Origin of the sequence: Skermanella pratensis, from assembly GCF_008843145.1 — a bacterium.
Classification (GTDB): domain Bacteria; phylum Pseudomonadota; class Alphaproteobacteria; order Azospirillales; family Azospirillaceae; genus Skermanella; species Skermanella pratensis.
This window is the reverse complement of record NZ_CP030265.1, coordinates 2467839-2482595: the sequence shown is the minus strand read 5'-3', so window position 1 is coordinate 2482595 and position 14757 is coordinate 2467839. Positions and strand designations below refer to the sequence as shown.

The 14757-nt window shown below is 68.3% G+C and carries 13 protein-coding genes and 1 pseudogene; 10 read left to right on the top strand and 4 right to left on the bottom strand.

The features are described from left to right. Positions 1 to 64: 64 nt before the first annotated feature. From DPR14_RS11235 to DPR14_RS11220, 4 genes and pseudogenes are all read right to left on the bottom strand, one after another. A pseudogene (locus tag DPR14_RS11235) lies at positions 65 to 1545 on the bottom strand (sodium:proton antiporter). Between the two features lie 87 nt (positions 1546 to 1632). Then, positions 1633 to 2037 (bottom strand): DUF1850 domain-containing protein, encoded by a 405-nt coding sequence (locus DPR14_RS11230; protein ID WP_158045212.1) that lies wholly within the window; start codon positions 2035 to 2037, stop codon positions 1633 to 1635. A gap of 3 nt (positions 2038 to 2040) precedes the next feature. Next, positions 2041 to 4143, bottom strand: coding sequence for a TRAP transporter permease (locus DPR14_RS11225; protein WP_158045211.1), 2103 nt, complete (start codon positions 4141 to 4143; stop codon positions 2041 to 2043). Between the two features lie 88 nt (positions 4144 to 4231). Beyond that, the gene (locus DPR14_RS11220; RefSeq protein WP_158045210.1) at positions 4232 to 5200 is read right to left on the bottom strand and encodes a TAXI family TRAP transporter solute-binding subunit; all 969 of its coding nucleotides are present in this window, start codon (positions 5198 to 5200) and stop codon (positions 4232 to 4234) included. A 165-nt stretch (positions 5201 to 5365) separates the two neighbouring features. Here DPR14_RS11220 and DPR14_RS11215 point away from each other — a divergent pair, with 165 nt between their 5' ends. The 10 genes from DPR14_RS11215 (at position 5366) to DPR14_RS11170 (ending at position 14654) form a co-directional block, all read left to right on the top strand. Continuing rightward, the gene (locus DPR14_RS11215) at positions 5366 to 6097 is read left to right on the top strand and encodes an SRPBCC family protein (RefSeq protein ID WP_158045209.1); all 732 of its coding nucleotides are present in this window, start codon (positions 5366 to 5368) and stop codon (positions 6095 to 6097) included. A 333-nt stretch (positions 6098 to 6430) separates the two neighbouring features. After that, positions 6431 to 6922 carry a (2Fe-2S)-binding protein gene (locus DPR14_RS11210; RefSeq protein ID WP_158045208.1) on the top strand — a complete coding sequence of 164 codons (492 nt, stop codon included), beginning with the start codon at positions 6431 to 6433 and terminating at the stop codon, positions 6920 to 6922. Between the two features lie 20 nt (positions 6923 to 6942). Continuing rightward, positions 6943 to 7737, top strand: coding sequence for an FAD binding domain-containing protein (locus DPR14_RS11205; RefSeq protein ID WP_158045207.1), 795 nt, complete (start codon positions 6943 to 6945; stop codon positions 7735 to 7737). Between the two features lie 178 nt (positions 7738 to 7915). Beyond that, positions 7916 to 8839 carry an AAA family ATPase gene (locus tag DPR14_RS11200; protein ID WP_158045206.1) on the top strand — a complete coding sequence of 308 codons (924 nt, stop codon included), beginning with the start codon at positions 7916 to 7918 and terminating at the stop codon, positions 8837 to 8839. Between the two features lie 11 nt (positions 8840 to 8850). Further along, positions 8851 to 10110: a vWA domain-containing protein gene (locus tag DPR14_RS11195; RefSeq protein WP_158045205.1), complete on the top strand. Its 1260-nt coding sequence runs from the start codon at positions 8851 to 8853 to the stop codon at positions 10108 to 10110. Then, positions 10107 to 10427, top strand: a complete 321-nt coding sequence (locus DPR14_RS11190; protein ID WP_158045204.1) for an XdhC family protein — start codon at positions 10107 to 10109, stop codon at positions 10425 to 10427. Before DPR14_RS11195 ends, DPR14_RS11190 begins: the two co-directional genes overlap by 4 nt. Further along, entirely contained in the window at positions 10424 to 11140 is a 717-nt protein-coding gene (locus DPR14_RS11185; protein ID WP_158045203.1) for an XdhC family protein, read from the top strand. The genes DPR14_RS11190 and DPR14_RS11185 overlap by 4 nt, the downstream gene beginning before the upstream one ends. 6 nt (positions 11141 to 11146) lie before the next feature. Then, on the top strand, positions 11147 to 12769 hold the full coding sequence (locus tag DPR14_RS11180) for an NTP transferase domain-containing protein (RefSeq protein WP_158045202.1): 1623 nt from the start codon (positions 11147 to 11149) through the stop codon (positions 12767 to 12769). Positions 12770 to 12845: 76 nt separating this feature from the next. Further along, positions 12846 to 13367 carry an ankyrin repeat domain-containing protein gene (locus DPR14_RS11175; protein ID WP_158045201.1) on the top strand — a complete coding sequence of 174 codons (522 nt, stop codon included), beginning with the start codon at positions 12846 to 12848 and terminating at the stop codon, positions 13365 to 13367. Between the two features lie 48 nt (positions 13368 to 13415). Continuing rightward, positions 13416 to 14654: a M20 family metallo-hydrolase gene (locus DPR14_RS11170; protein WP_158045200.1), complete on the top strand. Its 1239-nt coding sequence runs from the start codon at positions 13416 to 13418 to the stop codon at positions 14652 to 14654. The last annotated feature ends 103 nt before the right edge of the window (positions 14655 to 14757 follow it).

Genomic DNA, 14757 nt, shown 5'->3' with positions numbered 1-14757 from the left:
GATCCTCGCCGTCACGGCGGGGCGGCACGATTCCCAACAGGTCCCGGCGGTCCCTGTCACACCCCTACAGGAAGAACACCACCGTCGTCAGCGCGAACAGCGGGACCAGGATCAGCCCCGACCAGGCCATGTAGCCGAAGAAGCTGGGCATTTTGACGCCGCGCTCCTCGGCGATCGCCTTGACCATGAAGTTCGGCGCGTTGCCGATATAGGTGTTGGCGCCCATGAACACCGCACCGGCCGAGATCGCCAGCAGCGTGTTGGGCAGGTCGTGCATCAGGTGCATCGGGTCGCCGCCCGCCGTGTTGAAGAACACCAGGTATGTCGGCGCATTGTCCAGGAAGCTCGACAGGATGCCGGTCGCCCAGAAATACATGTAGTTGACCGGCTGCCCGTCCGGCGTCGTGACGGCGGTGACGATGCCGCTGAGCGCGCCGTCGGTTCCTGCGCGGAGGATCGCGATGGCCGGGATGATCGTCAGGAAGATGCCGGCGAACAGCTTGGCGACCTCCAGGATCGGGAACCAGCTGAAGGCGTTCAGGCGCCGGCTCTCGTTGCTGGTCAGCTTCAGCGACAGCAGCGCGATCCCGATCAGCAGGACGTCCCGCGCGACGTTCTGGATGTCCACGCGCACATGGAACACGTCGAGGCCGATACCCGGCTTCCACACGCCGCTGAGCAGCACCGCGGCGATCACGCCTCCCAGCAGCAGGATGTTGATCCCGCCCTCGATCCCCAGCTTCTCGGCATCCCGGGGTTTCTCCTTCCGGGGCGGCTCCTTGGTATAGAGGAAGCTGTCCATCGCGAAGAAGATCACCAGCAGGATCGCGGAGATCAGCGCCATGGGCAGCAGCATTTGCCGCGTCGTCCAGAAGAAGTCGACGCCCTTCAGGAAGCCCAGGAACAGCGGCGGGTCCCCAGGGGCGTCAGCGATCCGCCGATGTTGGCGACCAGGAAGATGAAGAAGACGACCACGTGGACTTTGTGGCGCCGCCCGTCGTTGGCCTTCAGCAAGGGGCGGATCAGCAGCATGGCGGCCCCGGTCGTGCCCATCCAGCTCGCGATCACGGTGCCGAGCAGCAGCATGCCGGTATTTACGATCGGCGTGCCGGTCAGGCTCCCCGTCACCCTGACGCCGCCGGCCACCGTGAACAGGGCCAGCAGCAGCACGATGAAGGGGATGTATTCCAGCAGGACCGTATGAAGGACCTCGTAAAGGGCGAGGTCAAATCCATATGTCAGGGCGAACGGAACCAGGAAGGAGAGCGCCCAGAAGGCCGATATCTTGCCGAAATGATGGTGCCAGATATTTGGCGCCAGCAGCGGGAACAGCGCGATGGAGAGCAGGATCCCCGCGAACGGCAGGACCCAGAGCAGCCCCAGCGAGGCTCCGTCCAGATGGGGCGCGCCGCCATGCTCCCCCGCCGCTTCGGCCGCTGCCGCCAGCACGGGGAAAGTGAGCACGAGGCAGGAGATGAACAGCGCAGCGAGGGCGCCGGGCGCACCCACGATGCGGCGAAGGGGTGCTGTCACGTCGCTTTCCATGAATCTCGGCAATTTTCGATAAGCCATTCGGTCAAGGCGGCGGAGTATGCCGCCGGATAAGGTACAAGCCAAGCTGAAAGCCCGCCCTCACCGGGCCGGGCAGGCGAAAAGCGTCAAGGGCCGGTCCGCGACCCCCGTGACGGCTGCCAGATCGCGGCAGCCGTCTGCGGAGCAGATCCGGTAGTCGGCGGTGAAGCCGGAGTTGGCGAGGTCCAGACGGTCGAGCGGCGGAACCCCGGGCCGATAGACCCACGAACCGTCCATCAGCCTCGCCCCGTCCGGCACCTCCATCCCGGCGCCGCTGCCGCGCACGTGCGCCTCCTCGATCAGGAGACGCCCATCCGTGATCCGCCAGTCCTCCCGCCACTCGATCTTCTCGACCGAATGGGTCCAACTCAGGGAGAACGCTTCGACCGGAAGACGCGCCAGCGGCGCCTCCACGGCCGAAGCGCCGGCCAGCGCGATGCACAGGGCCGCCGCCGAAGCCGCCATCGCTCAGACGGCGCGGTCGACCTGCGGCGCCTCCGCGACCTTGCGCGTCCGCCACCAATGGAACGCGACGAAGCCGGCGGACAGGGCGAGCCCCAGCTCGTCGGTGATCGGCAGGGCCACCACGAGCAGGAACGCGGCCGCCGTTGCCCAGATCCGTTCGAGCACGTTGAGCCGCGCCCGCAGATAGCCGATCGACGCGGCGCCCCACAACCCGACCGAAACGAATGCCTTCACGACGATATAGACCGTGGCGAACGGATCGTCGGTCTGAAGCATCAGGGCCGGGGCATAGACCGCCATGAACGGCACGACGAAGCCGGCGACCGCGATCCGCATGCATTGCAGGCCGATCTGCAATCCGCCGGCCCGCGCGATCGGGGCGGCGGCGAAGGCCGCCAGCGCCACCGGCGGGGTCAGGTCGGCCATGATGCCGAAATAGAACACGAACATGTGGCTGACGATCAGCGGAACCCCGAGATCGAGCAGGGCCGGTCCCACCAGCGAACTGGTGATGATGTAGTTGGGGATGGTCGGGATGCCCATTCCCAGCACCAGGCAGGTCAGCATGGTCAGCACGAGGCTGAGGAACAGGCTGCCTTCGCCGACCGACACGATCACGCGGACGAAGTTCGATCCCAGGCCGGTCAGGGTCATGGTCCCGATGATCACGCCGACCAGCGCGCAGGCGACGCCCACGCTCAGCGCGTTGCGGGCACCCTCGGCCAGGCTTTCCACCGCGAGGTTCAAGGTTTCCCGCCCGCCCCTGGTCGCCAGGTTGACCGCGATCAGCGCCAGGATCAGCAGGTAGACGGCCGTGATTCCGTACTGGAAGAAGGCCGATGCCGCGAAGCCGAGCACGACCCAGAACACCAGGCGCAGGGCTATCGGTCCGAGCAGCGTGGCGATCGAGGTCCCTAGGATGATCAGCACGGTCAAGCCCAGCCCGACGGTGCCGGCGAACAGCGGCGTATACCCGGAGAACAGCAGGTAGACCAGCACGGCCAGCGGCAGGATCAGGTACCATTTCTCGCGGATCGCCGCCAGGGGGCTGGGGCAATCCTCCTTCGGCAGCCCCATCAGGCTCAGGCGCCCGGCCTCCAGGTGGACCATCCACAGCACGGTCGCGAAGTACAGGATCGCCGGGATGATCGCCGCCTTGACGACCTCCACATAAGGGACGTTGATCGTCTCGGCCATGATGAAGGCGACGGCGCCCATGACCGGCGGCATGATCTGGCCGCCCATGCTGGCGGTCGCCTCGACCGCTCCGGCGAAGGCCGGGCGGTAGCCGAAACGCTTCATCAGCGGAATGGTGAACTGCCCCGTCGTCACCACGTTGGCGACGCCGGACCCGTTGATCGTCCCCATCAGCGCCGACGACACCACGGCCACCTTCGCGGGACCGCCCCGCTGGTGCCCCACCGTGCCCATGGCGACGTCGGTGAACAGCCTGATCATCCCGGCGCGTTCCAGGAAGCTGCCGAACAGGATGAACAGGAAGATGTAGGTCGAGGACACGAAGATCGGCGTGCCGTAGATGCCCTCGGTGCCCAGGAACATCTGGTCGATCACCTGGTCGAAGCCGAAGCCGCGATGGTCGAGCGGCGCCGGCAGGTACTCGCCGAACAGCGCATAGCCCAGAAAGACGGCGCAGACGATCGGCAGGGCGATGCCCATGATCCGCCGCGCCGCCTCGAACACCAGCGCTATGCCGATGAACCCGATCACGATGTCGGTGGTACTGGGATCGCCGGCCCGCAGCAGTAGGTCGTTCTCGTAATACCAGTGGTAGAGCCCGATGACGAAACCCAGGATTCCGATCGCCCAGTCCGACCAGAACGCGCCGCCGCGTCCCCGACGGAGCGAGGCGCACAGGGCGAAGGTCAGCAGCAGCAGGAAGCCCACATGGAGCGACCGCACCACCAGGCTGGACAGCGGCGTATAGGATGCGGTGTAGACCTGGAACAGCGAGAAGACCACCGCGATGGCGAAGATCACCTTGCCGGTGGACGTGGACCTGTCTGTCGGCCCGGCATGCAGCGGGCTGGAGGTCTCCGCCGGCCCCTGGCCAGGCTGAAGGATCTCGGCTTCGGTATTGGCCGCCATGCGGCTTTACCTCCGGAAGGCGTCGGAAAACAACAGGACGGACGCCGCCCCGGATTTCCTCCGGGAACGGCGCTCCACTTCGGCATCGTCACTTCAGGATGCCGGCTTCACGGAAGTACTTCTCGGCACCGGGATGGAGCGGGATCGGCATGCCCGTGACGCCCTCCTCGGCCTTGATGTCCGTGGCCGTCGCATGGGCCGAGGCCAGCGCACCCAGGTTGTCGTACATCGACTTCGTCATCTGGTAGACCAAGTCGTCGCTGACGCCGGAGTGGGTCACCAGGAAATTGACCACGGCCGCCGTCGGTACGTCCTCGGTCTGGCCGTCATAGGTGCCGGCCGGGATGATCTCCGCCACGTAGACTGGGTTGCCCACGCCGGAAACCACGTCGGCCGGGATGGGAACGATGGTGATCGGATTGGTCGCGGCCAGGTCGCGGATCGAGGCGACGCCGAGGCCGGCGGACTGGAGCGTGGCGTCGATTTGCCGGTTCTTGACCAGCTCGACCGATTCCGCGAACGGCAGGTACTCGACCTTGCCGAAATCCTCGTAGGTCATCCCGGCGGCCTTGAAGATGGCGCGGGCGTTCAGCTCGGTGCCGGAGCGCGGCGCCCCGACCGAAACCCGCTTGCCCTTCAGGTCGGCCAGGGTCTTGATCCCGCTGTCGCCGCGGGCGACGATCTGGATGTAGTTCGGATAGATGGCGGCCATGCCGCGGATCTTGGAAAGCTTGCTCTTGAAGCCGGCCTCCTCGTCGCCTTCCCAGGCAGCGGCGACCGAATCGCCCAGCGAGAAGCCCACCTCGCCGCGGCCCTGCTGGAGCAGGTTCAGGTTCTCCACCGACGCCTTGGTCGACTGGACGGACGTGCGCGCCTCGGTGATATTGTCGGCATAGATCTTGGAGAGTGCCACGCCGAGCGGGTAATAGACGCCGCTGGTGCCGCCCGTCAGGACATTGACGAACTCGGCGGCTCTCGCTCCGCCTGTCCCCGGAGCGGCCACGCCGACCGCCATGAATGCTGCCGTCGCGGCGGCAAGGAGCATCCTCTTCATCATCAACCTCCCGGTCTTTTGAATTTTTCTCGCGCGCAATTGCGAGGTTAATCGTCGCACCGGCGATTTGCCACATAGAACAACAGCGCGCAACGGTGCTTGTCCGCCGCGCGCCCTCGGATTACCGTCCCTCGGCCCAGCTTTTTGCGCGACGCGAGGAACGACATCATGGACATGACCGGAGAGTACAGAATCTCCGCGCCCCGTTCGCGGGTATGGGAAGCGCTCAACGATCCCGAGATCCTGAAGCAGTGCATCCCAGGCTGCGAGGAGATCCAGAAGCAGTCCGACACCGAAATGACTGCGAAGGTGACCGCCAAGGTCGGCCCGGTCAAAGCCAAGTTCTCGGGCAAGGTGACGCTCAGCGACATCGATCCGCCCAACGGCTACACCATCACCGGCGAGGGCAGCGGCGGCGCCGCCGGCTTCGGCAAAGGCGGCGCCAAGGTCAGCCTCGCCGACGACGGTCCGGACACGGTCCTCAACTACACCGCCCACGCCCAGGTCGGCGGCAAGCTGGCCCAGATCGGCTCGCGGCTGATCGACGGGACGGCGCGCAAGATGGCCGACGACTTCTTCGCCAAGTTCACCGAAGTGGTCGGCCGCCCGGCCGACGCGCCCGCCCCGGTCCAGGAACCCGCCGTGATCGACGCCGCCAGGGCCGAGGCCGCACCGGCCGTCGAGTCCCCGGCGGCTTCTGCTTCCCCTGCGGTCGAGGACACCCTGGTGCAGCCGGCCGCCGCACTGAGCAGCGAGACGGCAGCCGTCCCGCCGCCGGCACCCGCCCGGACGGAGGCGACGCCGCCCGTCTCGACCGAGCAGAGCCGCGGGTTGCAGCCGATGATCTGGATCCCGCTGGTCATCGTCCTGGTCGGCGCGCTTCTCTGGGTTTTCACCTGATCCGCGCCCACCCAAAGGCCCGACGCATCGCGGCGGGAAAAGCATCAGGCCGCATGAACGTGCCGCCTCAACCCTGTTGAGCTGCACTCAAAACCATTGCCCGAGAAAGTCGCATACCCAGCCTAAGGTTGTCCAAATCATACCGAGACCACCCCGGAAGCCGCCCCCGCCTAGGCACCCACCGCGGAACTGCCGCCGGGATCGCTTGACCTGCCCAAGCCCCTCTCATAGCCTGTCGTGCATGATTGTTGCCGGTGGAACAAGGCAGTGGGACAAGCTGCCGCCCGGCAGGCGGAGCGATCGTCGGACCGGGTAATAAGGGGGAGAGAACACATGCCAACCGTTTCACTGCAGGTTAACGGCAAGTCCGTGACGCGCGAGGTAGAGGGGCGCACGCTGCTGGTGCAGCTGCTGCGCGAGCATCTCGGCCTGACCGGCACCCATGTCGGCTGCGACACCAGCCAGTGCGGCGCCTGCGTCGTCCACGTGGACGGCTGCTCGGTCAAGAGCTGCACCATGCTGGCGGTCCAGGCCGAGGGCACCGAGGTCACCACGATCGAGGGACTGGCCGCGGCCGACGGCACGCTGCACCCGATGCAGGCGGCGTTCCGCGAGCACCACGGCCTGCAGTGCGGCTACTGCACCCCCGGCATGGTCATGAGCGCCGTGGACCTGGCGCAAACCCACGGGCACCTGGACGAGAAGACCGTCCGCGAGGGGCTGGAGGGCAACATCTGCCGCTGCACCGGATACCACAACATCGTCAAGGCCGTGCTGGCGGGGGCGGAGGCGATGCGCGCCGGCGTTCCCAAGGCCGCCGAATAAGCGGCGGGGAGGAAAGCAGCATGTACGCATTCGAGTATCACCGCCCGACGACCCTGGCCGAAGCCGCCCGGCTCGCTTCCGGCAACGAGGACGCCAAGATCCTGGCGGGCGGCCAGACGCTGATCCCGACGCTGAAGCAGCGCCTGGCCCAGCCGAGCGACGTGGTCGACCTGGGGGCCGTGGCCGAGCTGCGCGGCATCTGCGAGGACGGCGACACCCTGGTGATCGGCGCCACGACGCCGCACGCCGAGGTCGCGGCGAGCGCGGTGGTCCAGCGGCTGATCCCGGCGCTGGCGAAGCTGGCGGAGGGGATCGGCGACGCCCAGGTGCGCAACCGCGGCACCCTCGGCGGGTCGATCTGCAACAACGACCCGTCGGCCGACTACCCCGCGGCGCTGGTCGTGCTCGGCGCCACCGTCCACACCACGACGCGGAAGATCGCCGCGGAGGACTTCTTCACCGGCATGTTCGAGACGGCGCTGGAGCCCGACGAGATCGTGACGGCGGTGGCCTTCCCGAAGCCGGGCAAGGCGGCCTACGTCAAGTTCCCCAACCCGGCCAGCCGCTACGCCACGGTCGGCGTGTTCGTCGCGGAGGTCGGCGGGCAGGTCCGGGTGGCGGTCACCGGCGCCGCGCCGTCCGTGTACCGCTGGACCGAAGCCGAGCAGGCCCTGGCCGGCGGCCTCGACCCGGCGGCGCTGGACGGGCTGACGGTCGATCCCGATGGGCTGAACGCCGATATCCACGCCAGCGGCGAGTACCGGGCCAGCCTGGTCAAGGTCATGGCAAAGCGGGCGGTCGCTGCCTGCGTCTGAACTCGACGCGATGCAAAGCGGAAAGGATCACGGATGAACACGGATAGGCACGGATCAGCACGGATGTTTCGTGCGGAACTCCTGCCGGCAGGATCCGTGTCCATCCGTGCCTATCCGTGTTCATCCGTGATCCGCAGACGTCCGTCGGACCCGACATTCCATTGAAATCACCGAGATCATGACAAATCCCCTGCCCGCCTCCGTCGACGAAACACTGGAGCTGCTTCAGCGTGGCGACTATATCGCCGAGCGGTCGCTGGCGACGGCCCTCTATCTCGCCCTCAAGCTGAACCGCCCGCTGTTCCTCGAAGGGGAGGCCGGCACCGGCAAGACCGAGATCGCCAAGGTGCTGAGCGCCACGCTCGGCCGCCGGCTGGTCCGGCTGCAATGCTACGAGGGCCTGGACGTCGCCTCCGCGGTATACGAGTGGAACTACGCGCGCCAGATGATCGAGATCCGCCTCGCCGAGGCGACCGGCGAGAAGAGCCGCGAGAACCTGGGCGGCGACATCTTCTCTCCCGAATTCCTGATCAAGCGTCCGCTGCTCCAGGCGCTGGAGTCCGATGCCGCCGGCCCGCCCGTCCTGCTGATCGACGAGCTGGATCGTACCGACGAGCCCTTCGAGGCCTACCTCCTCGAAGTCCTGTCCGACTTCCAGATCACCATCCCGGAGATCGGAACCATCAAGGCGGAGCAGCCGCCGACCGTCATCATCACCTCGAACCGCACGCGCGAGATCCACGACGCGCTGAAGCGCCGCTGCTTCTACCATTGGGTCGATTACCCCGACGCGGCGCGCGAGCAGGATATCCTGCGGGTCAAGGCCCCGAACGTGCCCGAGCACCTGTCCCGCCAGGTCGTGGGCTTCGTCCAGCGGCTCCGGGGCATGGACCTGTTCAAGCTGCCCGGCGTCGCCGAGACCCTGGACTGGGCGCAGGCCCTGACCCAGCTCGACCGCCTCGAACTTGATCCGGAGACGATCAACGACACGCTGGGCACCCTGCTGAAGTACCAGGACGATATCGCCAAGATCCAGGGCAGCGAGGCCAACCGTATCCTGACGCAGGTCAAGGCCGAGCTGTCCGCCGCCCACTCGGCCTGAGGCCGTCGGCAATGGTCCAGGACACTCCGCATAGTCGGCCAGACATCCAGATCGACGGCGGACGCCTCTCCGCCAACATCATGCATTTCGCCCGCTGCCTGCGCGCCGCCGGGCTGCCGATCGGCCCGGGCAAGGTGCTCCAGGCGCTGGAGGCGGTCGAGGCCGTCGGCATCGGCAATCGCCGCGACTTCTATTGGACGCTGCACGCCGTCTTCGTCAACCGCCGCGACCAGCGCGAGCTGTTCGACCAGGCGTTCCACGTCTTCTGGCGCAACCCGGACATCCTCAAGCGCATGATGGCCCTGCTCCTGCCCGCCCTGAAGGCGGACCTGAAGCAGGAAGGGCCCGAGATGTCGCGCCGCCTCGCCGAGGCGCTCCAGACCGGCAAGCCGAAGCCCGGCGAAAGCCAGGGGGGCGAGGAGGACCAGGAGATCGAAATCGACGCCTCGCTGACCTGGTCCGACCGCGAGCTGATCCAGACCATGGATTTCGAGAAGATGTCGGCGGCCGAGATCGCCATGGCGAAGTCGGTCATCAAGCGCATGTCGCTGCCGATCATGACGGTCCCGACCCGCCGGTTCCAGCTCAGCCACCTGGGCCACCGCGCCGACCTGCGCGCGACTCTGCGCCAGACCCTGCGCTCCGGCGGGGATGTGATCGACCTGGCGACCAAGCGGCGGCGGGAACGTCATCCGCCGCTGGTCGTCCTGTGCGACATCTCCGGCTCCATGAGCCGCTATTCGCGCATGCTGCTCCACTTCCTGCATGCGGTGACCAATGACCGCGACCGGGTCCACACCTTCCTGTTCGGCACCCGGCTGACCAACGTCACGCGCTACCTGCGCTACAAGGACATCGACGTGTCGCTGGAGAAGGTCTCCGGCGCGGTGCAGGACTGGTCCGGCGGCACCCGCATCGGGCGGAGCCTGCACGAGTTCAACCGGGTCTGGTCGCGCCGGGTCCTCGGCCAGGGCGCCGTCGTCATCCTGATCACCGACGGCCTCGACCGCGACGCGGCGGAAGGGCTGGGCGAGGAGATCGAGCGGCTCCACAAGAGCTGTCGGCGGCTCATCTGGCTGAACCCCCTCTTGCGCTATGACGGGTTCGAGCCGAAATCCAGTGGCATCAGGGCCATCATGCCCCATGTCGACGATTTTCGACCTGTTCACAATCTGGCCAGCCTCGCAGATCTGGCGAAGGTGCTCGACCATGTCGGACCCCGGCGCCACGGCGGCATGGCGCGATGGCTAGCGGAGGTGGCTTCAGCATGACGTACGAGAACAACATCCCCGAGATCGCGGCCGCGCTGCGGGCCGAGGGCAAGCGCGTCGCGCTGGCGACCGTCGTCTCGACCTGGGGCTCCTCTCCCCGGCCGGTCGGCAGCCAACTCGTGGTGGACGAGACCGGCGCCATGCAGGGCTCCGTGTCGGGCGGCTGCATCGAGGGGGCCGTGGTCCACGAGGCCATGCAGGCCATGCAGGACGGCGAGCCGCGCATGCTGAGCTTCGGCATCGCCGACGAGCAGGCCTGGGAAGTCGGGCTGGCCTGCGGCGGCAAGGTCCAGGTCTATGTCGAGGCGGTGGAATGAAGACCGAGATCCTTCAGCGCCTGGTCCGAGCGCGCGCGGAGAAATGCCCGGTGGCCCTGGTCACGGACCTGGGCTCCGGCCTCCAGACGCTGGTCCACGAGGACGTCGCCCACGGCGGCTTCGGCCTCGACCGGGAGGAACTGGCCGAAGTCCGCCGCTTCCTCCGCGAGGACCGCAGCGGCATCGTGGAGATCGGCGACGCCCGGCTGTTCATCCACTCGTACAACCCGCCGCTCCGGATCATCATCATCGGCGCCGTCCACATCGCGCAGGCACTGGCGCCCATGGCCTCGCTGGCCGGCTACGACGTGGTCGTGGTCGATCCCCGCCGGGCCTTCGCGACCGACGCGCGTTTTCCCGGCATCGCCATGAACGGCGAATGGCCGGACGACGCGCTGAAGCAGCTTGCGGTCGACAGCCGTACCGCCATCGTCACCCTGACCCACGATCCCAAGCTGGACGACCCGGCGCTCCATGTGGCGCTGCGCTCCCCGGCCTTCTATGTCGGGTCGCTGGGCAGCCGCAAGACCCACGGCAAGCGGGTGGACCGCCTGCGTGAAGCCGGCTACACCGAAGCCGAGATCGCCCGCATCCACGCCCCCGTGGGACTCGCCATCGACGCCGTCACGCCGGCCGAGATCGCCCTGGCGATCATGGCCCAGATCACCCAGGTGCTGCGCCGGGAACCGTCCTCCGCCGCGGCGGCGGCCTGACCGGGCATGCGCTTCGGTCAGGTCTCCCCCGCGGATGCCGTCGGCGCCATCCTGGTGCATTCCGTCCGGACCGGCGGCATCGCCTTCAAGAAGGGACGATTGCTCACCGCCGAGGACGCCGCGGCGCTCGACCGCGCCGGCATCCACCGGGTGACGGCGGCCCGCCTGGAGGACGGCGACATCGGCGAGGACGCCGCGGCGTCCCGCATCGCCCGGGCTGCGGCCGGTCCCGGCCTGGACGTGGCCGCCGCCTTCACCGGACGGGTCAACCTGTTCGCCACGGCCCCGGGGATCTGCGTCATCGACGTGGACCGGCTGAACCGGCTGAACCTCCTGGACGAATCGGTCACCGTCGCCACCCTGCCCGCGTCGGCGCCGGTCGAGGCGGCCCAGATGGTCGCGACCATCAAGATCATCCCTTTCGCGGCCCCCGAAGCCGTCGTCGCCCAGGCCGAAGCCGTCGCCGCCGAGGGTGGGCCGCTGATCCGCGTCGCCGCGTTCCGCCCCCTGCGCGCCGCCCTGATCCAGACCCGCCTGGCCGGCATGAAGGAGTCCGTCCTGGACAAGACCGTCGGCGTCACCCGCGGCCGGCTGACCGCGATCGGCTCCGATCTGGCGGGCGATATCCGCGTGGACCATGCCGAGACCGCGGTCGCCGCCGCCGTCGCCGCTGCGGCGTCCTCCGGCATCGACCTGCTGCTGATCGCCGGCGCTTCCGCCATCACCGACCGGCGCGACGTCCTGCCCGCCGGCATCGAGCGGGCCGGCGGCACCGTCGAGCATTTCGGCATGCCCGTGGACCCCGGCAACCTGCTGCTTCTGGCGCGCGTCGGCGGGATGCCCGTCCTGGGCCTTCCCGGCTGCGCCCGATCGCCCAAGCTCAACGGCTTCGACTGGGTGCTCCAGCGGATGGCGGCCGGCATCCCGGTGACCCGGCGGGACATCATGATGATGGGAGCCGGCGGCCTGCTGACCGAAATTCCGACCCGCCCCCTGCCCCGCGCCTCGACTCCCGCGGCCGAGCCGCAGGCGGCCCGCGCGCCGCGCATTGCGGCACTGATCCTGGCGGGCGGCCAGTCGCGCCGGATGGGAGCCCTCAACAAGATGATCGCCCAGGTCGACGGCAAGCCGATGGTGGCCCATGTGCTGGATGCCGTCACCGCCTCCCAGGCCGGCCCCATCACCGTCGTGACGGGCCACGACCCGGACGCGGTCCGGGCCGCGCTGGCCGGCCACGAGATCCGCTTCGCCCACAATCCCCGCTACGCCGAGGGGCTCAGCACCTCGCTGCGCGCCGGCATCGCGGCCCTGCCCGACGACATCGACGGCGTGCTGGTCTGCCTGGGCGACATGCCGCGCGTCGGCCCGGAGACCCTGAACCGCCTGATCGCCGCCTACAGTCCGCTGGAAGGCCGCGCCATCTGCGTTCCGACCGTCGGCGGCAAGCGCGGCAACCCCGTCCTCTGGGACCGCCGCTTCTTCGCCGAGATGCGCGACCTCGCCGGCGACGTGGGCGCCAAGCACCTGATCGGCCTCCATGCGGAACAGGTCTGCGAGGTCGCCATGGACGGCGACGGCGTCCTTGTCGACATCGATACGCCGGAAGCGCTCCATGCCCTGAATTCTTGAGGGTCATGAAGGTCGGTGGGGCGGAAAACCGTCCCCGGCCGTTCCATCCGGGACAGGCAGAGCAGGGAGAACCCAGATGCAGAACCAGCCCCCCCAAATGGACGAAGAGACCCTCGCCTTCCTCCTCCAGGTCTTCCAGACGGTCAGGGCGGGCCAGGCGGCGGAACTGCACGAATATCTCGTCCGCGGCTTGCCGCCCAACCTGCGCAACGAGAAGGGCGACAGCCTCCTGATGATCGCCAGCTATCACGGACATGCCGATGTGGTGAGGGAACTTCTCGACCATGGCGCCGACATGGAGATGGCGAACGACCGCGGGCAGACCCCGCTGGCCGCGGCCGCCTTCAAGGGTGACATCGACATCGTGCGCATGCTGCTGGAAGCCGGCGCCGACGTGGACGGTTGTGGCAACAGCGGCAGGACGGCGCTGATGACCGCGGCGATGTTCAACCGGACCGAGATCGTCGACCTGCTGCTGGAGCGCGGCGCCACCATCGACCGGGTCGACGCCGGCGGTCACACGGCACAGGCCGCCGCCGAGGCCATGAACGCACCCGACACGCCCGGACAGCTTGCCCGCGCCGCGGCGCGTGGCTAGACGACCGTCCCGATTTTTCCTACATCTTCTCGCGCGCAGGCCCGACCCATGACCAGCATTCCCTACATCGACGAAGCCCGCCTCTGGAAACGCCACATGGCGATGGCCAGGATCGGCGCGCTTCCGGGCGGCGGCGTCAACCGCCCGGCACTCTCGCCCGGCGACGCGCAGTCGCGCAGCCTGCTGGCCCGGTGGGCCGGAGAACTCGGATTCTCCGTCGCGACCGACCCCATCGGCAACCTGTTCGTCCGCCGCCCGGGCACGGACGACACTTTGCCGCCCGTGATGAGCGGTTCCCACCTCGACACCCAGCCGACCGGCGGCAAGTTCGACGGAGCATTCGGCGTACTTGCGGCGTTCGAGGCGCTTCAGGCGATCCACGAGGCGGGCATCGTCACCAAGCGCCCAATCGAGGTGGTGTCCTGGACCAACGAGGAAGGCTCCCGTTTCCAGCCCGGCTGCTCCGGCTCGTCCGCCTTCACCGGCGCGGTGCCGCTCGACCGTATCCTGACGGCGGTCGACCGCGACGGCATCTCGGCGCGAGATGCCTTGGCCGCCGTCCTGGCAAGCGAGCGCGGCATGGCGGTGCGTCCCCTCGGCTTCCCGGTGGCGGCATTCCTGGAGTGCCACATCGAACAGGGCCCGCGGCTGGAGGAGGCGGGATTGCCGGTCGGCATCGTCACGGGCATCCAGGGCTCCCGCTGGTTCGCGGTGGAAGTGCTGGGCGAAGAGGCCCATGCGGGAACCACGCCCCGGCGCAACCGCCGCGACGCGCTGGTGGCGGCCATCGGCATGGTCTCGGCGCTGGAGCGGCTGATGCACGACGAGGAGGACCGGGTCCGCTTCACGGTCGGCCGGTTCGAGGTCCAGCCCGGCTCGCCCAACACCATCCCCGGCCGCGTCTTCTTCACGATCGATTTCCGCCACCCCGAGGCATCGACCCTGAAGCGCCTCGGCGACCAGGTGGACGCGGTCTGCCGGGCCCATGCCGGTCCCTGCGCGGTGACCATCGAGGAAACCTTCCACAGCCTGCCGACCGAATTCGACCCGACCGTGGTCGCCGCCATGCGCGGCGCCGCCGAACGCCTGGGTATCCGGACGCTGGACCTCTCGTCCGGCGCGCTGCACGACGCCAAGTTCCTCCAGGACGTCTGCCCCAGCGGAATGCTCTTCGTGCCCTGCGAGCGCGGCATCAGCCATAACGAGGCGGAGAACGCCCAACCCTCCGACTTGGCGGCCGGCGCGCGGGTCCTGGCCGAAGCCCTGGTCACGCTCGCGAACGCCTGACGGCCTGGAGGCGAGGTGCGACGCATCGCCCAGGGGGCGGCGCGGTATGCGGCGGTGCACAATGCCCGCCGCATACCGCACATCTCATCCGGAGAACCGCCCC